The 19958-nt window shown below is 39.0% G+C and carries 13 protein-coding genes, 3 tRNA genes, 3 rRNA genes and 1 pseudogene; 12 read left to right on the forward strand and 8 right to left on the reverse strand.

What is annotated here, in order from left to right:
* The first annotated feature begins 4 nt into the window (after positions 1-4).
* Complete coding sequence (locus tag QUE35_RS04220; RefSeq protein ID WP_022390661.1) at positions 5-646, forward strand: 6-fold beta flower protein; 642 nt, start codon at positions 5-7, stop codon at positions 644-646.
* A 260-nt stretch (positions 647-906) separates the two neighbouring features.
* Here the strand turns inward: QUE35_RS04220 and rrf are convergent.
* The 6 genes from rrf to QUE35_RS04250 all read right to left on the reverse strand — a co-directional run bounded on the left by rrf (position 907) and on the right by QUE35_RS04250 (position 6950).
* A 5S ribosomal RNA gene (gene rrf, locus QUE35_RS04225) occupies positions 907-1017 on the reverse strand.
* A gap of 88 nt (positions 1018-1105) precedes the next feature.
* Positions 1106-3981, reverse strand: a 23S ribosomal RNA gene (locus QUE35_RS04230).
* A gap of 123 nt (positions 3982-4104) precedes the next feature.
* A tRNA-Ala gene (locus QUE35_RS04235) sits at positions 4105-4178 on the reverse strand.
* Positions 4179-4194: 16 nt separating this feature from the next.
* A tRNA-Ile gene (locus tag QUE35_RS04240) sits at positions 4195-4268 on the reverse strand.
* 116 nt (positions 4269-4384) lie between these two features.
* Positions 4385-5913: ribosomal RNA gene (locus tag QUE35_RS04245) — 16S ribosomal RNA — on the reverse strand.
* The 16S, 23S and 5S rRNA genes sit together here with 2 tRNA genes alongside, the layout of an rRNA operon.
* A gap of 482 nt (positions 5914-6395) precedes the next feature.
* The gene (locus tag QUE35_RS04250; protein WP_009319701.1) at positions 6396-6950 is read right to left on the reverse strand and encodes a DJ-1/PfpI family protein; all 555 of its coding nucleotides are present in this window, start codon (positions 6948-6950) and stop codon (positions 6396-6398) included.
* 221 nt (positions 6951-7171) lie between these two features.
* On the opposite strand from QUE35_RS04250, the gene sppA reads away from it, so the two are divergent.
* From sppA to QUE35_RS04305, 11 genes and pseudogenes are all read left to right on the forward strand, one after another.
* Complete coding sequence (gene sppA, locus QUE35_RS04255; RefSeq protein WP_022601315.1) at positions 7172-8920, forward strand: signal peptide peptidase SppA; 1749 nt, start codon at positions 7172-7174, stop codon at positions 8918-8920.
* Positions 8921-8948: 28 nt separating this feature from the next.
* On the forward strand, positions 8949-10067 hold the full coding sequence (gene lpxK / locus QUE35_RS04260; protein ID WP_031258634.1) for a tetraacyldisaccharide 4'-kinase: 1119 nt from the start codon (positions 8949-8951) through the stop codon (positions 10065-10067).
* Positions 10068-10170: 103 nt separating this feature from the next.
* Positions 10171-10983 (forward strand): purine-nucleoside phosphorylase, encoded by an 813-nt coding sequence (locus QUE35_RS04265; protein ID WP_022601312.1) that lies wholly within the window; start codon positions 10171-10173, stop codon positions 10981-10983.
* Between the two features lie 72 nt (positions 10984-11055).
* Positions 11056-12099: a thiamine-phosphate kinase gene (gene thiL / locus QUE35_RS04270; RefSeq protein ID WP_022601310.1), complete on the forward strand. Its 1044-nt coding sequence runs from the start codon at positions 11056-11058 to the stop codon at positions 12097-12099.
* Between the two features lie 65 nt (positions 12100-12164).
* A tRNA-Phe gene (locus QUE35_RS04275) sits at positions 12165-12237 on the forward strand.
* Between the two features lie 251 nt (positions 12238-12488).
* Positions 12489-12755 (forward strand): Arm DNA-binding domain-containing protein, encoded by a 267-nt coding sequence (locus QUE35_RS04280; protein ID WP_022601308.1) that lies wholly within the window; start codon positions 12489-12491, stop codon positions 12753-12755.
* Between the two features lie 123 nt (positions 12756-12878).
* Entirely contained in the window at positions 12879-14075 is a 1197-nt protein-coding gene (locus QUE35_RS04285; protein ID WP_022601306.1) for an ImmA/IrrE family metallo-endopeptidase, read from the forward strand.
* Between the two features lie 2 nt (positions 14076-14077).
* On the forward strand, positions 14078-14587 hold the full coding sequence (locus QUE35_RS04290; protein ID WP_022601305.1) for a hypothetical protein: 510 nt from the start codon (positions 14078-14080) through the stop codon (positions 14585-14587).
* A gap of 537 nt (positions 14588-15124) precedes the next feature.
* Complete coding sequence (locus tag QUE35_RS04295; RefSeq protein ID WP_022390737.1) at positions 15125-16198, forward strand: linear amide C-N hydrolase; 1074 nt, start codon at positions 15125-15127, stop codon at positions 16196-16198.
* A gap of 184 nt (positions 16199-16382) precedes the next feature.
* Positions 16383-17045 (forward strand): annotated as a pseudogene (ung, locus tag QUE35_RS04300) (uracil-DNA glycosylase).
* Between the two features lie 226 nt (positions 17046-17271).
* Positions 17272-17736, forward strand: a complete 465-nt coding sequence (locus tag QUE35_RS04305) for a TspO/MBR family protein (RefSeq protein WP_009316692.1) — start codon at positions 17272-17274, stop codon at positions 17734-17736.
* A 9-nt stretch (positions 17737-17745) separates the two neighbouring features.
* On the opposite strand, the gene QUE35_RS04310 is transcribed toward QUE35_RS04305, so the two are convergent.
* A complete protein-coding gene (locus tag QUE35_RS04310; RefSeq protein ID WP_022601299.1) occupies positions 17746-18750 on the reverse strand; it encodes a 2-hydroxyacid dehydrogenase in 1005 nt (334 codons plus the stop codon).
* Between the two features lie 104 nt (positions 18751-18854).
* Positions 18855-19958 (reverse strand): ROK family protein, encoded by a 1104-nt coding sequence (locus QUE35_RS04315; protein WP_022390739.1) that lies wholly within the window; start codon positions 19956-19958, stop codon positions 18855-18857.

Genomic DNA, 19958 nt, shown 5'->3' on the forward strand with positions numbered 1-19958 from the left:
CTTTATGAAGAAACTGATCATCTCCTTTATTTTTAGTATTTGCACAATTGGGAATATATTCTGCTCTGAGATAGGGAAAAGAAGAGAACCTATTTTTCATTACCCGGGATATACGATCGAAAGCTCTGATAACGAATATAAAATCTATAAAGGGAATCCGGCTTTCTCTTCAAATTTGGTTTATACAATTGAGTTTTCCAACAAAAATTACAAAATATTTAAAGGTAGTTCCGCTTTTTCTTCAAATCTAATTTATGCAGTAGAAGCAGATAATAAAGGTTACAGAATTTATAAAGGAGATACAGATTTTTCTTCAAACCTTATTTATGCATTGGTATATACAAACGAAGGATATAAAATTTATAAAGGAGATCCTTCGTTTATGTCTAATTTAACATATACGGTAGAATATACAGATGAATATTACAAAGTTTACAAAGGTGATTCGTCTTTTTCATCTAACTTAATTTATTATATAAACCGTGAAGCATTAGAATTTTTTGAAGACAATAAAATCCGACAAAATAATAAAATATTCAATCAATTTTTATTTCAACCGCAGCTACTCAAAAATAATAAACAAAAAGATAATCTGTCAAATTCTATCATTTACTCTTTAATAGACTCATTAATAGAGAGACAATAATAATAATTAATCGTTTTTGTTTATTTAGCCTGAACAGCCGTTTGCTTTACAAACGGCTCTTTTTTATTTTACAGGACAATAGGGAAAGCATACCGTCATTTCTCACTGCCGAAGGGCCTGCTCTCCGGAGTGCATATCATTCATCAACATCAAACTTATATTCATTTTATCTTCGTATCCTCGGTCCGGGCAAGAAGCATCGGGAGGGGGGGATAAAAAAAGGGGAGACGATCTTTTCTCGTCTCCCCCTTCCTATCTAAAATCGGCGGCTACCTACTCTCCCACTTTTACGCAGTACCATCGGCGTGGTCAGGCTTAACTTCTCTGTTCGGTATGGGTAGAGGTGGATCCCTGACGCTATAACCACCTGAATTTCCTTTGACATGTCGATTCGTCCGTAAATCTTTTCACTAAACTGCATCCCGTATAACGCCATCGTACATAATATACCGCTCTCGCAGCGGAAAGTCTCGGGTGATTAGTATTGCTCGACTTTGACGTTACCGCCTTTACATCTGCAACCTATCTACGTCGTCGTCTGCAACGACCCTTCAGGGAAATCTCATCTTGAAGTTGGCTTCGTACTTAGATGCTTTCAGCACTTATCCTTTCCAGACTTAGATACTCAGCTATGCCCCTGGCGGAACAACTGATAAACCAGCGGTCTGTCCAACACGGTCCTCTCGTACTAGTGTCAGGTCTCCTCAAATTTCCTGCGCCCACAACAGATAGGGACCGAACTGTCTCACGACGTTCTGAACCCAGCTCGCGTGCCACTTTAATGGGCGAACAGCCCAACCCTTGGGACCTTCTCCAGCCCCAGGATGTGACGAGCCGACATCGAGGTGCCAAACCGCTCCGTCGATATGAGCTCTTGGGAGCGATCAGCCTGTTATCCCCGGAGTACCTTTTATCCTTTGAGCGATGGCCCTTCCATGCGGAACCACCGGATCACTATGCTCTAGTTTCCTACCTGATCGACTTGTCGGTCTCTCAGTCAAGCACCCTTATGCCATTACACTCTCCGGCCGGTTACCAATCGGCCTGAGGGTACCTTTAGAAGCCTCCGTTACGCTTTTGGAGGCGACCACCCCAGTCAAACTACCCACCAAACAGTGTCCCCATATCCTACGGGTTAGAACTCAAATAACCAAAGGTCCGTATTTCAAGGGTGACTCCATGAATACTGGCGTATCCACTTCTTTGTCTCCGGACTATCCTACACATCAGTTACCCAAATTCAATGTTAAGTTGCAGTAAAGGTTCACGGGGTCTTTCCGTCCCGTTGCGGGTAATCGGCATCTTCACCGATACTACAATTTCACCGAGTTCACGGTTGAGACAGTGTCCAGATCATTACACCATTCGTGCAGGTCGGAACTTACCCGACAAGGAATTTCGCTACCTTAGGACCGTTATAGTTACGGCCGCCGTTTACTGGGGCTTCAATTCAACGCTTCTCTTGCGATGACATCTCCTCTTAACCTTCCAGCACCGGGCAGGTGTCAGGCTGTATACTTCATCTTTCAATTTCGCACAGCCCTGTGTTTTTGTTAAACAGTTGCCTGGACCTATTCTCTGCGCCCTCCCACCAGGGAGGGACCCTTTGTCCCGAAGTTACAGGGTCAATTTGCCTAGTTCCTTAACCGTGAGTCGCTCGAGCGCCTTAGTATTTTCTACTCAACCACGTGTGTCCGTTTCGGGTACGGGTATGATACGCATATGTTTAGGGGATTTTCTCGGGAGCCTGATTACCTCTACTATCTGGTTGCCCGGGGGCGCCCAGTACTATCCGGTTCGACTGCCACGGCGGATTTGCCTACCATGTCATTATCTACTCCGTTCAACCTGCTATTCCGTCAGCAGGCGAGAGTGTCACTTCTCCGTCTCCTCGTCACTCCGTATCATAGTAACGGAATATTAACCGTTTCTGCCATCGGCTGCGCCGTTCGGCTGCGCCTTAGGGCCCGACTTACCCTGATCCGATTAGCGTTGATCAGGAACCCTTGGTCTTTCGGCGAGAGGGGTTCTCGCCCTCTTTATCGTTACTTATACCTACATTTGCTTTTCCATTACCTCCAGCATTCCTCAAGGAAAACCTTCTGCGGCTCATGGAATGCTCCCCTACCAATTGTTGCCAATTCCACAGCTTCGGTAAACGGCTTATGCCCGATTATTATCCACGCAGAACTCCTCGACTAGTGAGCTGTTACGCACTCTTTAAATGAATGGCTGCTTCCAAGCCAACATCCTAGCTGTCTTTGCAATTCTACTTCGTTAATTCAACTTAGCCGTTATTTCGGGACCTTAGCCGGTGGTCTGGGTTATTTCCCTCTCGGACATGGACCTTAGCACCCATGCCCTCACTCCTCTGATTCATATTTAAGCATTCGGAGTTTATCAAGACTTGATAGGCGGTGAAGCCCTCGCATCTTATCAGTCGCTCTACCTCTTAAATATATTCAGAAGGCTGCACCTAAATGCATTTCGGGGAGTACGAGCTATCTCCAAGTTTGATTAGCCTTTCACCCCTACCCACAAGTCATCCGAAAACTTTTCAACGTTTACCGGTGCGGTCCTCCAGTTAGTGTTACCTAACCTTCAACCTGCTCATGGGTAGATCACTTGGTTTCGCGTCTACTCCTGCCAACTTATACCGCCCTATTAAGACTCGCTTTCGCTTCGGCTCCTCGACTGAATCGATTAACCTGGCTGGCAAAAGTAACTCGTAGGTTCATTATGCAAAAGGCACGCCGTCACCCCACGTAGGGGCTCCGACCGCTTGTAGGCGTATGGTTTCAGGGTCTTTTTCACTCCTCTGTTCGAGGTTCTTTTCACCTTTCCTTCACAGTACTGGTTCGCTATCGGTCTCTCGGGAGTATTTAGCCTTACGGGATGGTCCCCGCTGATTCATACAGGATTTCTCGTGTCCCGCACTACTCAGGATACTGCTGTCGCTGTCGCTGGTTTCGCCTACCGGGTTATCACCGTCTTTGACCGGCCTTTCCAGACCGTTCGGCTACCTGCTTCTTTGTCTTATGCAGTCCTTCTACCCCGACTCTGCCGAAACAGAGTCGGTTTGGGCTCTTCCGCTTTCGCTCGCCACTACTGACGGAATCATTGTTATTTTCTTTTCCTGTGGGTAATGAGATGTTTCAGTTCCCCACGTTTGCTTCCCGTTATTCGGGATGACAGGTTATCCTGCCGGGTTGCCCCATTCGGAAATCTGCGGGTCACAGGATATTTGCTCCTCGCCGCAGCTTTTCGCAGCTTATCACGTCCTTCTTCGCCTCCGAGAGCCTAGGCATCCGCCATACGCCCTTCTTTACTTTCTTCGCCGTGCTCGTGAAATCTTTTCTGACGATCTCACGTGCGGTATCGTATATACCGGCGTTATACTCGTTCGTTTTTTTTATTCGATTTACTTTCGTTTCAACATGTCAATGATCTCTTCTTCGTGGAGAATAACGGATTCGAACCGTTGACCCCCTGCTTGCAAAGCAGGTGCTCTAGCCAGCTGAGCTAATCCCCCCTAACCTTCTGTCAGGTAGTCCCAGGCAGATTTGAACTGCCGACCTCTACATTATCAGTGTAGCGCTCTAACCTACTGAGCTATAGGACTGGCAAATCGCCTGCCGGAACGGTGGCTGTCTCTTATTTATTGTATCTCTTTCAATAGACCTTCGTAGTACGAGAACATAATCTCCTCTTTTAGCCCTTTTTTGCAGGTCGCTCCAGAAAGGAGGTGTTCCAGCCGCACCTTCCGGTACGGCTACCTTGTTACGACTTAGCCCCAGTCACCAGTATTACCCTAGGACGCTCCTTGCGGTTGCATACTTCAGGTACTCCCGGCTCCCATGGCTTGACGGGCGGTGTGTACAAGGCCCGGGAACGTATTCACCGCGCCATGGCTGATGCGCGATTACTAGCGAATCCAGCTTCACGGAGTCGAGTTGCAGACTCCGATCCGAACTGAGACAGGTTTTTGGGATTGGCTACGTATTGCTACGTCGCGACTCTTTGTACCTGCCATTGTAACACGTGTGTCGCCCCGGACGTAAGGGCCGTGCTGATTTGACGTCATCCCCACCTTCCTCACAGCTTGCGCTGGCAGTCCCGGTAGAGTCCTCAGCTTGACCTGTTAGTAACTACCGGTAAGGGTTGCGCTCGTTATGGCACTTAAGCCGACACCTCACGGCACGAGCTGACGACAACCATGCAGCACCTCGACAGCGACCATTGCTGGCTAATCCTTTTCGGGATTATTCCCCTGTCGTTTGAGCCCGGGTAAGGTTCCTCGCGTATCATCGAATTAAACCACATGTTCCTCCGCTTGTGCGGGCCCCCGTCAATTCCTTTGAGTTTCACCGTTGCCGGCGTACTCCCCAGGTGGAATACTTAACGCTTTCGCTGTACCGCTTACATTATATCGCAAACAGTTAGTATTCATCGTTTACGGCGTGGACTACCAGGGTATCTAATCCTGTTCGATACCCACGCTTTCGTGCTTCAGCGTCAGTTATAGCCCAGTATGCTGCCTTCGCAATCGGGGTTCTGCGTGATATCTATGCATTTCACCGCTACACCACGCATTCCGCATACCTCTTTTATACTCTAGAAAAACAGTTTCATCGGCAATTCTCCAGTTGAGCTGAAGCATTTCACCGCTGACTTATTCTTCCGCCTACGCACCCTTTAAACCCAATAAATCCGGATAACGCTCGCATCTTCCGTATTACCGCGGCTGCTGGCACGGAATTAGCCGATGCTTATTCTCCCGGTACATGCACAGCGCTACACGTAGCGCCCGTTATTCCCAGGTAAAAGGAGTTTACAACCCGTAGGGCCGTCTTCCTCCACGCGACTTGGCTGGTTCAGGCTTCCGCCCATTGACCAATATTCCTCACTGCTGCCTCCCGTAGGAGTCTGGTCCGTGTCTCAGTACCAGTGTGGGGGACCTTCCTCTCAGAACCCCTATCCATCGTTGCCTTGGTGGGCCGTGACCCCGCCAACTAGCTAATGGAACGCATGTTCATCTGTAACCGAGTCTCTTTAACATAAAATTCATGCGAATAATATGTGCTATGAGGTATTAGTCCGGATTTCTCCGGGTTATCCCTCTGTTACAGGTAGATTACATACGCGTTACTCACCCGTGCGCCGGTCGCCATCGGTATCAGCAAGCTGATACCATGTTGCCCCTCGACTTGCATGTGTTAGGCCTGTCGCTAGCGTTCATCCTGAGCCAGGATCAAACTCTTCGTTGTATGATTTCTTTTTACTTCTTTTTCACAACCTGCTGGCTCGTGACGGAGACTTTTACTCGTCTCGTACTACTTTTTTTGTCTATTGTAATTTCTTCAAGGATCGCTTGCTTTTCTCATTCAGAAACGGACTGCAAATCTAAGGGTTTCATTCTTATTCTCCAAAAAAAATCCCTCTTTTTTCTATTACTGCCCCTCTCTCCCGAAAAGCGTGTGCAAAAGTAAGAACTTTAACTCTTACCTCCAAATTTTTTTTGGCCTTTTTTATATACCTACAATAAATATTTCTATAACTGCCTGCAAATAACTCTATTATATACAAAACTTTTTTTCGAATAAAAAGCTACGTGATAGGGATGTTGAGCTTTCTTTCATTTTAAAATAACTTCTAGCCTATTCGCTGACTCTGTTTAGAAACATTATAATTACATGACATGTAAAACAAAAGAAAAAGTCAAAAAGAAACTCTAACAAGTAACAAATAGCTATCCGACAATCAGCAGCAACTCTTTCGAAACATCATCGGCAACATCTTTACCTTTTAACATAGAAACTATACCGATAGCAAATTTCAAAGAATCGGCTGCTCCACGCCCGGTAATAACATTATCTTGAATTTCTATCGGCAGCCCTGTATAAGTAGCACCCTGTAAAAAATTCATGTATGCAGGAAGAGCTGTTGCATTCTTTTCATTTAAAATGCCTAACTCTCCTAATATGGCAGGAGATTCTCCGATAGCTGCAATGTAGCGTCCCTGATTATAATGTTCCAAAATATCCATTTTCAAAGAATCATTCATAAAAAGATCCTTCGTACTACCAATTCCTCCGGGCAAAATAAAAAATTCAGAGTTATCCCATTTTGTTTTAGAATACAGGACATCCGCCATTAACGTAATGCCATGTTCACCAATTACAGCACGCTCCTCTCCCATCGAAACTATTTTTAAATCTATTTTTGCCCGACGTAAAATATCAATAATCGTAACTGCTTCAATTTCCTCAAAACCATTGGAAAGAAATAAATAAGATGTTTTCATATCAATTATATATTATGATTTATACTACACTTAGAACAACCGAAAAGAAATGTTTGTTCTATATAATATTTCCAAGAAATAGAAGATAATTCATTGTAATATATAAAAGATTAAGGACTGATATACCCCTTTTCAATAACAGAAAACATTCTTTTAACAAAAAAAGCCTTATATTTGCTTGGAAATCTTATATTTCTTGCTATTACAAATAGATATTTAATATGAAAAGTTTTTTCAAAACGACATTTGCCTGTGTATTAGGTGTTTTTATTGCCGGGATATTACTATTCTGGCTCTTCATCGGCTCAGTTATAAGTCTCGCAACTTTTTCGACAACTCCGAGTTACACCTCTAAAGAAAACACCATCTTAATATTGAAATTAGAAGGAGAACTTACCGAACGAGCAAAAGATGACCCATTAAATATTTTAAATTCAGGAGAATATATTCCGAAAGCAGGATTAGACGAAATATTAAAAGCTATTCAGATCGCCAAATGGGACAATAATATCACTGGTATTTATTTGGATATTTCAAATTTTACTGGAGGTTATGCCTCTATTGAAGAAATACGTAATGCTCTATCCGATTTCAAAAAAAGTGGTAAATTTATTGTGGCGTATGCCGACATGTACACCCAAAGAGAATATTATTTGGCAACTGCAGCCGACTGGGTGTTCATGAATACTATTGGAATGCTGGATTTTAGAGGATTAAGCACGACTCCCACTTTTTATAAAAATACATTAGATAAAATAGGGGTTGAAATGCAAGTATTTCGCGTAGGGACTTACAAATCTGCCGTAGAGCCTTATATAACTACTCAGATGAGTGAAGCAAATCGAAAACAAACCGCATCATACTTAAACTCGATATGGGAAACTATTATCTCTGACATCGCAGAAGAACGTCAAATAGAGAAACACATACTGAATGATTATGCCGACTCATTAGTTTCTTTACAAGAGCCTCAATGGGTACAGAAAACCAAACTTGTGGATTCTTTATTATACCGTCCGGAAGTAGAATCCTTTTTAACGCAGCTTTGCGGTGTCGAAAATATTAATGATATCAATTGGGCATCACCAACAGATATTGTATCTACAGCTAAAAAAATCAAATCAAAAGATCGAATTGCCATAGTATATGCAGTAGGTAGCATAGACGGAATATCTTCGAACGGCATTATATCTGACAAACTGGTACGAACTCTAAAAGAAGTTCAAGACGACGAGTCTGTAAAAGGTGTTGTACTTAGAGTAAATTCTCCCGGAGGAAGTGCTTTCGGATCTGAACAGATCTGGCATGCGGTAGAACAGTTGAAACGAACAAAGCCTGTTGCCGTATCAATGGGTGATTATGCCGCTTCTGGAGGCTATTATCTATCTTGCGGAGCAAATCGTATTTTTGCAAATCCCGCAACACTAACCGGTTCAATAGGGATATTTGGACTCGTACCAAATGCGCAAAAGTTACTTTCAGAGAAAATCGGATTATCATTTGACGAGGTAAAAACAAACAAATACGGAGCTTTCCCTACCATAGAACGCCCTATGACAAATGATGAAAAACAGAAAATGCAAACATACATAAATCGTGGGTATGATCTCTTTATAAAACGTTGTGCCCAAGGACGAAAAATGTCGGTCGATCAAATAAAAAATATTGCAGAAGGACGAGTATGGAGTGGTAAAGATGCTTTAAAAATCGGATTAATAGACGAACTTGGTGATATGCAGAAAGCAACCGAATGGATTGCAAAAAAATGTGACATAACAGATTATGAAGTTATTGAATATCCAAAGAAAAAAAGTTTTTACGAAGAACTGATGAATGAACTTAGAAATGGAGTGTCACAATCTTTTATGCGATTATTTTTGGGTAATGAATATCAGTATAAAAAAATTTTAGACCAAATAAAGCAGATCGACCCGATTCAAGCTCAAATGGAAAATATAGAACTAGAATAACAAATAATACTAAAGCTCATAAAGAATGCTGGAGGAGGAAAATGTAAAGCTATATAAGTGGTTATCTCCGTTTTCCCTCATTTACGGATTAGGAGTAAGATTGAGAAATAAACTTTTCGATTGGGATATTTTACGTAGCAAAAGTTATGATATACCTATCCTATCTGTAGGTAATATCACAGTGGGAGGCACAGGGAAAACGCCCCATATCGAATATTTAATACGATTATTGGCTTCTTCATATCGGATTGCCATTTTGAGCCGAGGGTATAAAAGAAAAACCAGAGGATTTGTTCTAGCAACCCATTCTTCTACAGCCAGAGAAATCGGAGATGAACCTTTTCAAATAAAACATAAATTTCCGGAAATCGTAGTGGCCGTAGATAGTAACCGTCGAAGAGGTATAGAAAAGCTAATGCGACTCACGCCCGAAATCGATGTCATTTTATTAGATGACGCTTTCCAGCATAGATATGTGGCACCATCTACATCTATCTTACTATCCGATTTCAATCGGATGATTTATGAAGATAAACTTCTCCCATATGGTAGATTAAGAGAACCGATAGGAGAAAAATCTCGTGCACAGATCGTTATTGTAACTAAATGTCCTAAAGATATAAAACCTATAGATTTCAGAATTATTTCGAAACGTCTGCAATTATATCCATATCAACGATTATATTTTACCGGATTATGTTACGATGAATTAATTCCTTTATTTCCGAATGAAATTCACAATCCTATATCCATAACAAATATAAAAAAAGATAAAGCTTTACTGATCTCTGGGATTGCTTCACCCCAACCGTTTATACAATATATTCAAAACTTTGTATCTAAGACAGAGAGTTTATGTTTTCCGGATCATCATAGTTTCAGTGCGAAAGACATAGAAAAAATCCGGAACAGAGCATTAAAAATGAAGAATAGCAACACTTTGCCCCATATAATTGTGACAGAAAAAGATGCAGCCAGACTAATCCATAACCCTCATTTAACGAATGAAATAAAACAAAATCTATATTATTTGCCACTCAAAATATGCTTTTTACAAGATCAAGGCACAGCTTTTGATGCACAAATAAAAGATGTTATAACCAAAAACAGGAAAAATTATATTCCCAAAACTATAAAAACTTCTTAATCAAAAAGAGCTAATAGCATCGTTTGAAAAAAAATAAGAATTCTTATTCAAAGTTTTTCGCTATATTTGTTATCAAATAATTATCTAAAAAACCGAATTAGCTATGATTGAAAAAATTAAAGAAACTGCGGCATTTATTAAAGAACGTTTCCCGATTATCCCTGAAACAGCCATTATATTAGGTACAGGATTAGGCGAACTGGTAAACCATATCACCAACCAGAAAGAACTGGCATATAAAGATATTCCTAATTTCCCAATCTCTACAGTAGAAGGACATAGCGGAAAACTCATTTTCGGGAAACTGGGCACTAAAGACATCATGGCTATGCAAGGCCGATTCCATTTTTATGAAGGCTACGATATGAAACAAGTAACTTTCCCGGTACGCGTCATGAAACAATTAGGTGTAAAAACTCTATTTGTTTCAAATGCTGCCGGAGGAATGAATCCCACTTTTAAAGTAGGAGACCTAATGGTGATACGTGATCATATTAACTTATTCCCGGAACATCCGTTGCATGGGAAAAATTATAATGAGCTCGGTCCTCGATTCCCAGATATGAGTGAAGCTTATTCTAAACGACTCATTAAAAAAGCTTTTGAGATCGCAGAAAAAAACAACATATACTTACAACAGGGCGTATATGTAGGGACACAAGGGCCTACCTTCGAAACTCCTGCAGAATACAAGTATTTCAAAATCATAGGTGGTGATGCCGTTGGAATGTCTACTGTCCCTGAAGTAATCGTTGCCCGTCATAGTGATATGGAAGTATTTGCAATATCAGTCATCACCGACCTCGGAGTCGAAGGTATTGTGGAAAAAGCTTCTCACGAAGAAGTTCAAAAAGCCGCAGCCCTGGCTCAACCTAAAATGACATTAATAATGAAAGAACTCGTAGAACAGTTCTAAAAGATATATTTGACAAAATGCGGAGTCTTTATCTGTAAAGTACTCCGCATTTTGCTAACCCAATTAAATAAAATGGAAGAATTTAAACGTACAGAAATAGCATCTCTTGGTGAATTTGGACTTATCGACCATTTAACCAAACATGTAGAAGTAAAAAACAACTCTACACTAAAAGGTATCGGGGATGACGCTGCCGTACTCGACTATAAAGAAAAACAAGTATTAGTAACAACCGATCTGCTACTTGAAGGTATCCACTTCGACTTAACTTATGTTCCTTTAAAACATTTAGGATATAAGTCAGCCGTTGTTAATTTTTCAGACATTTATGCAATGAATGGACAGCCGAAACAAATTACTGTTTCCTTAGGCATTTCAAAACGTTTCTCGGTCGAAGATTTAGAACAACTATATGCCGGTATTCAACTTGCTTGTGATGTTTACCATGTAGATCTGATCGGAGGAGATACTTCCGCTTCTCTCACCGGGTTGGCAATCAGCATTACTTGCATAGGTGAAGCAAATAAAGAAAAGATTGTATATAGGAATGGAGCTAAAGAAAATGACTTGATCTGCGTAAGTGGAGATCTGGGTGCTGCTTATATGGGGTTACAATTGCTCGAACGTGAAAAAAAGGTTTTTGCTGGAGAAAAAAATTTTCAACCTGCTTTTGAAGGTAGAGAGTATCTCCTCGAGAGACAATTAAAACCGGAAGCTCGTAAAGATATTATCAAAGAACTGGCAAAACGGAATATTGTGCCAACAGCAATGATGGATATTTCGGACGGACTCTCTTCCGAATTACTGCATATATGCAAACAAAGTCATACCGGATGTCGCATTTATGAGGAACGAATCCCCATAGATTACCAAACGGCTGTTATGGCGGAAGAATTCAATATGAGCCTTATCACTGCTGCTCTTAATGGTGGAGAGGATTATGAACTGCTATTTACCGTACCGCTGGCTAAACATGATGACATTTCAGCTCTTCCGGGTATTCGTATTATAGGTCATATTACAGCTCCTTCCCTTGGGGCTTATATGATTACCAGAGACGGTGCTGAGATAGAATTAAAAGCTCAAGGCTGGAACTCTCTCAATGAAGAAAATTAAAATATCGCCGACAAAATGTTGTGCAAATATAAAATTATTTATATCTTTGCACACGCAAAAATGATGGTGCCATAGCTCAGTTGGTAGAGCAAAGGACTGAAAATCCTTGTGTCCCCGGTTCGATTCCTGGTGGCACCACTTTTTAAGAAAGAAAAACGATGTAAATCCCTGAATTTCAAAGAAGTTCGGGGATTTTTCTTTTCCAAGAATAGGCAAAATCAGTGGGATTAGAGCAAACTATACGTCCTTATTCAAGGGAGTGGTTTTAAAAGCCCGAAATGTTCCACTTCGAAGTATTTACTTCATTCTTTTACAGTCTGTTGCGCTATTTTACATAACAGGGTTCTCGGTTCGATTTCCTAACTTTGTATCATTAAAAATTGAGCCGTATGGAAAGAAAAAGATTCAGCGTGTTGTTCTTCATCAAGCGTAGCAAACTGTTAAAAAACGGGGAAGCACCCGTGCGTGTGCGTGTCACTTATGACCGCCTATACGTGGAACTTCAACTAAAGCGGAGCGTAAAAGTCCCACTTTGGTCGCAGGAAAAAGAGAATGCTGGGCATTCATCCACCCGAATGACGCAGCATTATGCGAAAGTATTAGACCAAACGATACTAAGGGATATACAAGCCGTTGAGCAACAACTATCTGTATAATAAAAGATTACTTAATACATACTTATAGAACTAATGCTCTCTAAAATTATGAGGAAAATTTTCCTCATAATTTTAGAGAGCATTAGTCTATTTCTTTATATTTGCAGAAAATTTTCTGCAAATATGGACAATATAGACATAGAACTTAGTAAAGTAATTGATGCAGCTGTTCAATCTTCAATTGATATAGGTCAGGTTGCATCTCTAAAGGATTTATATAAAGAAAAGAAAAATTCACTAAACTTATCAGATAGACAGATTCAGAAAATTTTAGGAATGGATTCTAAAACTATAAATCCTATATTAAATGGAACTGCTAAACAAATCAATTTCATAAATGTAGTAAAATTGGCTCATTTTTTAGGTCTGTCTGTTAATGACCTAATAAAAGTTTACGTACCAGAATTAGCTCCTAAACAAATAGGAGAAATCCAACGAGCAAAAGAAGCAGGATATATCGTTGAAAATTTTGATGTATCTATCCTTATTAAGATGAAGTTTTTTAATTCCAATGCTTCATCTAAAGATATGAGTGATAAAATCAAACGTTTTTTTGACATTGATAATATTTACAGTTACTCGGAAAATTCTTTGCTTCCCGTTTTTAGTCGCTCTAAAAGAAATTCGAATGATTTAATGCGTAATTTTTGGATACAATCTGCGTTCATCCAATTTAAATCTATTGCAAATCCCAATCCATACATAAGAAAAGAATTAGTTGAACTAATACCCAAAATTAGACCATACACAAGAGATATAAAAAATGGTCTAATTAGAGTTCTGAAAGCACTATTTCGTACTGGGATCACAGTTATATATCAACCAAGTTTAGAAAAAATACAAGTTAGAGGAGCTACCATGATAATAAATGATAAACCATGTATTGTACTTTCTAATTTACAAAATAATTATCCTACATTATGGTTTACTCTTTTACATGAACTACATCATGTACTTTTTGATTTTGATGAAATCAAAAAACAGACGTATCATATTAGCAATAATGAGGGAGACTTATTTTTAATGAATGAAGAACAAGCAGATAATTTTGCTTGCGAATATTTATTAAATGAATCCCGATTAAAATTTGCATCAGGGTATATTACATCACATTATAATATTGAAAAACTAGCTAAAGAATGGGGAGTACACTCCTCTATTATATATGTAATGTATTGTTATAAAACCAACGAATGGGCTTTTTATAATAAATATATACCTAAAATGAATGAAGCCTTAGAGCTTATAAATACTCACCCATTTGAAAAAGAAACATTAATGGAATCAGTACAACAAATCAAAGAATTTTTATACAATTAATTATGGAAGAAAAAAAGAAAAAAAAATCTCAGGAGGAATTAGAAGAACTCCAAAAAAAGCAAGAACAAGATTTAGAACGTACAGCAATTTTAATGAAAGCTGATGAAATCAAAGAAGAAACATTTGATTTTGATGTAAACGGTCAAATCGAACTCAAAAATGAGTTGGCAGATATGGTTTTAGAACAAATCGATGACCCTGAAGCTAAATATAATTTATATTATAATGTTGTCAATTGTTTATTAAGAAAATATCTTCCAAAAGGCGATACATATAAAGATGCAAGAGATTTGATTTATGAAGAAAAGAATACATTTTTAACTCGTGGACACAGAAAAGATGCACAAGGTATAAGAGGAGCAGACGGAAGAATGTCCTATATTTCAGATATAAATGAGCTTGTTAACATTATCACTGAATGGATTTCAAACAAAGGAACAATGTTTGATTTATATACTAAAATTAGGGATTTGAATATTTCTAAAGGATATGGTGCTTCACAGTCAAAATAAAAAGAATAGAACTATATATATACTCATAATCTCTATTTTAGCCTTTCTTTGTTTACACAGTTGCACTGTGGATATTGACCCTAAAATAGCTAATACAGCCTTTGGACTTACAACTATAAAAACGAGAATATATAATAATGATTTTAAGTTTATGTAGTGGCATCTTCTGCATTATTGGAGGTATTATACTTACCATTTTAAGGTTTACATCAATTGGATTATTGAAGGAACAGATTTTACGTCAAAATTAATAAATGCTTCTCCTTGTTTTACACGGTTAACAATAATGAGCCTCTGTTCGTAACTGTACTTCATAAAAAACACCCCAAAAGTTTTGAGTCTAACTTTTGGGGTGCACTTCACTGCGAGAGAGCTCCTTTTATTAAATTTCTTCAAAAGATTCTGCAACACCCTCTAAATAAATTTTCAAAACAATAGAAATACAATAAAACTCAAAATATTTTATCTTTATTTTTTTCAATTTTCCCAAAACATATCATCAAAATAACTGTTTTAATATATAAACACATAAGAATTATGAAAATACTTTATTTAACTTTCGCATTATTCTTCAGCGGGCTTTCATCTGCTCTTGCCTGTACAGGAATTTCCTTTTTTGCCAAAGACGGTGGATATGTACAAGCCCGAACTATCGAGTGGGGAGATAGTTTCCTACCAAGTGAATATGTAATTATACCCCGTAATCTAAATCAGACATCATATACTCCAACGGGTATAAACGGGTTAAAATTTAAATCCAAATATGGCGTAGTCGGACTTGCAATCATCCAAAAAGAATTTATTGCCGAAGGTCTAAATGAAGCCGGCTTATCAGCCGGACTATTTTATTTCCCTCATTACGGAAAGTATCCAGAATATGACCAGAAACAAAACAGCCGTACATTATCCGATTTACAATTCGTCTCATGGATATTATCCAATTTTTCGACTATCGATGAAGTAAAAAAAGCCATTGAACAAGTACGGATCGTTTCCTTAGATAAAGAGGGGGCATCTTCAACTGTACATTGGCGTATAGGAGAAGCTTCCGGCAGACAAGTCGTGCTTGAATTTGAAAACGGGAAACCTTGTTTTTACGAAAACCAAGTAGGTGTATTGACAAACTCCCCTGACTTTAAATGGCAGGTTACCAATCTGAATAATTACGTCAACCTTTTCCCTGGCAATGCTCCTGTTCAAAAGATCGGAAATGTCACGATATTTCCGTTCGGTGCGGGCTCCGGTTTCTTGGGTATACCTGGAGACATTACCCCTCCTTCCCGTTTCGTCAGGATAGCCTTTTACAAAGCTACAGCTCCCCAGCAAAATACATCAGACGAAACGATACTACAATGTTTTCACATCCTTAATAACTTCGATATTCCTATCGGTGTTGAATTTGCACCAGGAAAAGCTCCGAATATTCCCAGTGCAACACAATGGACTTCCGCCATCGACCTAACACAAAAGAAAGTATATTACAAAACCGCTTACAATAACAATATTCGCTGTATCGATCTTAAAGATATAAATTTCAATACAATTTCTTACCAATCACATCCATTAGACCAAACACTTAAACAGCCTATCGAAAATCTACAGTTCAAATAAAAGGCTAATTATAAAACAATGGGGCACTTCCGTAAAGGACTGCCCCATTAACCCTTTTAATAGTTAACCTGAAACTTTCTCAATTATAAGACACATTTAATTAGAACAAGTTTTCGTATAATAAATTTAAAATATATATCGAATTTGACTATATTTAAAACCTGATTTCAAAAATATCGAATACATGGAAGTAAATATAGAAGACAGTTGGAAAAGACGACTACAACCAGAATTTGACAAACCATATTTCTATAATCTGACAAATTTTGTAAAAGAAGAATATTCTAAACATACGATTTATCCTCCTGGGAAATTTATCTTTCACGCATTTAACACCTGCCCTTTCGACAAGGTAAAGGTAGTCATTATCGGCCAAGATCCATATCATTAACCAGGGCAATATTATGGACTTTGCTTTTCCGTACTCGATGGAGTACCTTTTCCACCCTCTCTTCTTAACATATTCAAAGAAATCGAAAACGACTTGGGTAAACCTATGCCTAAATCCGGGCGTTTAGAACGGTGGGCTGATCAAGGAGTATTACTCATCAATGCTATTCTTACGGTCAGGGCTCATCAAGCCGGATCACATAGAGGAAAGGGGTGGGAAGAATTTACCGACGCTGTCATTAAAATACTAAACGATGAGAAAGAAAACATCGTTTTTATGCTTTGGGGCTCTTATGCCCAGAGAAAAGGTGCATTTATCGACCGTAACCGACACTGTGTTTTAACAGCCGCACATCCCTCTCCTTTGTCTGCAGACCGAGGATTTTTCGGATGCAAACATTTCAGTAAAGCTAATCAATATTTTAAGAGTAAAGGAATATCAGAAATCGAATGGTAGTTTTTTAGATCATATCCGACCTTTGATATTTCCAGAAAACTTTTGAGTATATTTTCTTATTTTACAAAGGAAACAACGAAATATCCGATGAACAAAAACAGAAAAACATTCTCGAAAAAGACTCTCAAAACTGATCCATGCAAAATCTATACAGGTTCTTAGTTTCAATTTGATTCAACAAAAGAATACGGACAAGTGTTATTATATCAACAAAATCTATCGATATATGAAAAAAGCTTACAAATTTATTATACCCATTCTGTGTTGTTTCTTAATTGGATTTATAGCCGGACAGATTCAAGAAAGTTCTATTTTAAACTGGTATCCCTACTTAAATAAACCAAGCCTGACACCTCCTAATATGGTCTTTCCGATCGCATGGGCTATACTTTATCTCTGCATGGGTATCTCTTTAGGTCTTATACTCAATTCCTCCCATTACGGACGAAAATCACTGATACGACTCTTTATACTGCAATTAATTTTTAATTTCACATGGAGTATTTTTTTCTTCTATATGCAAAATCCGTTGCTCGGATTCATAAATATTATTCTGCTCGAATTCTTAATAATTGTGTATAGTGTAAAAAGTTACGGAATAAATAAAATCAGCTCAATTTTATTCATTCCGTATATACTGTGGGTAACTTATGCAACTTATTTAAATCTTTATATTCTGATATGCAATTAAAATCGAATATCAAAACTCGGTCTTAACTTCATTTTGTAACTCTGATCCAGTCCGAAAATCACGAATATTCTGCAGCGTCGTGTTTGCAATATTTGCCATAGCTTCTTGAGTAAAAAAAGCTTGATGAGAAGTTACGATGACATTATTAAATGAAAGCAACCGGGCAAGCACATCATCATCAATAATATAATCCGAACGATCCATATAAAAATAATTGCTTTCTTCCTCATATACATCCAATGCGGCAGAACCAATAATTTTTTCTTTCAACCCGTCTATCAAATCGTTCGTATCGATCAAGCGGCCTCGTCCAGTATTAATAACCATAACCCCCTTTTTCATCTTAGATATGGCGTTTTTATCAATCATGTGATCTGTTTCCGGTGTAAGCGGACAATGTAATGAGATTATATCCGAATCAGCATACAGCTCATTCAACGAAGTATAGGTCATTCCTACCTCATCGGCAAACTTTTTGTCCGGATACAGATCGTATCCTAAAACATTCATACCGAATCCCCTCAAAATGCGAATCAAAATTTTAGCGATTTTTCCGGTTCCGATAATTCCGGCAGTCTTATTATACATATCGAATCCCATCAATCCGTGCAAAGAAAAATTACCGTCACGGGTACGCCACGAAGCCCGATGTATCTTTCTATTCAAAGTGAGCATTAAAGCTAATGTATATTCAGCTACGGCATGAGGTGAATAAGCCGGAACTCTTACAACCTTCATTCCATATTCCCGAGCAGCTTTTAAATCGACATTATTATATCCCGCACATCGCAAGGCTAATAATTTAGTTCCGTTTTCAGATAAAGCCTTGACCACTCCTGCATCAGCATTATCATTCACAAAAATACAAACGACATCGACTCCCCTCGCCAATATCAGGTTATCCATGTTAAGGTTTCCCTTATAATATTTAATTTCGAACCCGAAATTCTTATTCGCTGCATCAAATGATGCTATATCATAGGGCTTTGCCCCGAAAAAAACGATTGAGGACATAGGATATAATTATATAAAAGTTCATTACTACTTCCTATTTGTAAAGATAGAAACTATTCCCAAAGAAACTCTTTATATCCTACTAAATTATGCAAACAGATATATTAACTCTTGTCAAGTTGTGTCAGAGCAAATGTATATGCTCCTAATGCAATAGCTTTACTAGTCCCTAAGGATGACACAAGTATCCCTGTTTTCTTAACTTTGCGATATGGAATATATCTATCCGAATCAGGAACTTTTATAAGTTCATCTTCATCCGATAAAAAAGAATCGAATTCTCGCTTGTTCGAAAGATCAAAAATATCCATTTGCAAAACAGGAAAACTATCTCCGGAAAAAGAGAAAAGATTTCCTCGCAACTCCTCCAACAAAGATGGCATAAAATACTTTGCCGCCCCTGTAATTCCTCCTCCCAAAACGACAATTCCGTCCACTATATTCAAAGCTCCGGCAATAGTCATTCCTGCAACTTTGCCAAATTCCTGAAAACTTTTCACTGCGGCATTTTTATTACCACCCATCTTTCCATCCGCTATTTCAAAAATATCTTTTGGAGTCAAATCTGAACCCTCTAATCCGGCAAACCGCTCATACACTCGTTTTACAGCACGAATACTGACACTCTCCTCCGCTATCATATTCGGATAACAACCATTACGAACAAGCCATACATCACCACCGCAACCGTTATCTCCCGATAACAAGACCTTATCTATCACAACTCCTGCTCCAAACCCCGTACCGAAAGTAATACCTAATAAATTTTTATAACGCCGGTTACTCCCCACAGACTCCAAACAACTATTTACATAAGGCAATGCTCCGGCAAGCGCTTCTCCATATGCAAACAAATTTCCATCGTTGTTAATATACACCGGTATACAAAACTTTTCTTCAAGAAAAGCTTTTAGGGCTATACCACCCCTGAAAGAAGGGAAATTCGGCAAATCTCCGATTACCCCATTTTCATAATCCGCAGGACCGGGAAAAGCAAAACTGATTGCAACCGGATCTTGAGGCAACAAAGAGCATACTTTTCGGAAACCGCCTAACAGACTGTTCAAGCATGACTTCAGGTCATAACTACAAGACGAAACAGAAAAAGGTTCTATTATTTCCTCACCGGCCTGTATCGCCGAAAAAACAAAATTCGTTCCGCCGGCATCCAATGTCATTACTATTCTATTATCATTTACATATCCCAT

Source organism: Coprobacter fastidiosus, from assembly GCF_030296935.1.
Taxonomy (GTDB): Bacteria; Bacteroidota; Bacteroidia; order Bacteroidales; family Coprobacteraceae; genus Coprobacter; species Coprobacter fastidiosus.

Coding starts and splice junctions, on each gene's coding strand:
- QUE35_RS04220 (WP_022390661.1), top strand. CDS start 5: ATGAAGAAACTGATCATCTCCTTTATTTTTAGTATTTGCACAATTGGG.
- QUE35_RS04250 (WP_009319701.1), bottom strand. CDS start 6,950: ATGAAAACATCTTATTTATTTCTTTCCAATGGTTTTGAGGAAATTGAA.
- sppA (WP_022601315.1), top strand. CDS start 7,172: ATGAAAAGTTTTTTCAAAACGACATTTGCCTGTGTATTAGGTGTTTTT.
- QUE35_RS04265 (WP_022601312.1), top strand. CDS start 10,171: ATGATTGAAAAAATTAAAGAAACTGCGGCATTTATTAAAGAACGTTTC.
- thiL (WP_022601310.1), top strand. CDS start 11,056: ATGGAAGAATTTAAACGTACAGAAATAGCATCTCTTGGTGAATTTGGA.
- QUE35_RS04280 (WP_022601308.1), top strand. CDS start 12,489: ATGGAAAGAAAAAGATTCAGCGTGTTGTTCTTCATCAAGCGTAGCAAA.
- QUE35_RS04285 (WP_022601306.1), top strand. CDS start 12,879: ATGGACAATATAGACATAGAACTTAGTAAAGTAATTGATGCAGCTGTT.
- QUE35_RS04290 (WP_022601305.1), top strand. CDS start 14,078: ATGGAAGAAAAAAAGAAAAAAAAATCTCAGGAGGAATTAGAAGAACTC.
- QUE35_RS04295 (WP_022390737.1), top strand. CDS start 15,125: ATGAAAATACTTTATTTAACTTTCGCATTATTCTTCAGCGGGCTTTCA.
- QUE35_RS04305 (WP_009316692.1), top strand. CDS start 17,272: ATGAAAAAAGCTTACAAATTTATTATACCCATTCTGTGTTGTTTCTTA.
- QUE35_RS04310 (WP_022601299.1), bottom strand. CDS start 18,750: ATGTCCTCAATCGTTTTTTTCGGGGCAAAGCCCTATGATATAGCATCA.
- QUE35_RS04315 (WP_022390739.1), bottom strand. CDS start 19,958: ATGGGATATGTAAATGATAATAGAATAGTAATGACATTGGATGCCGGC.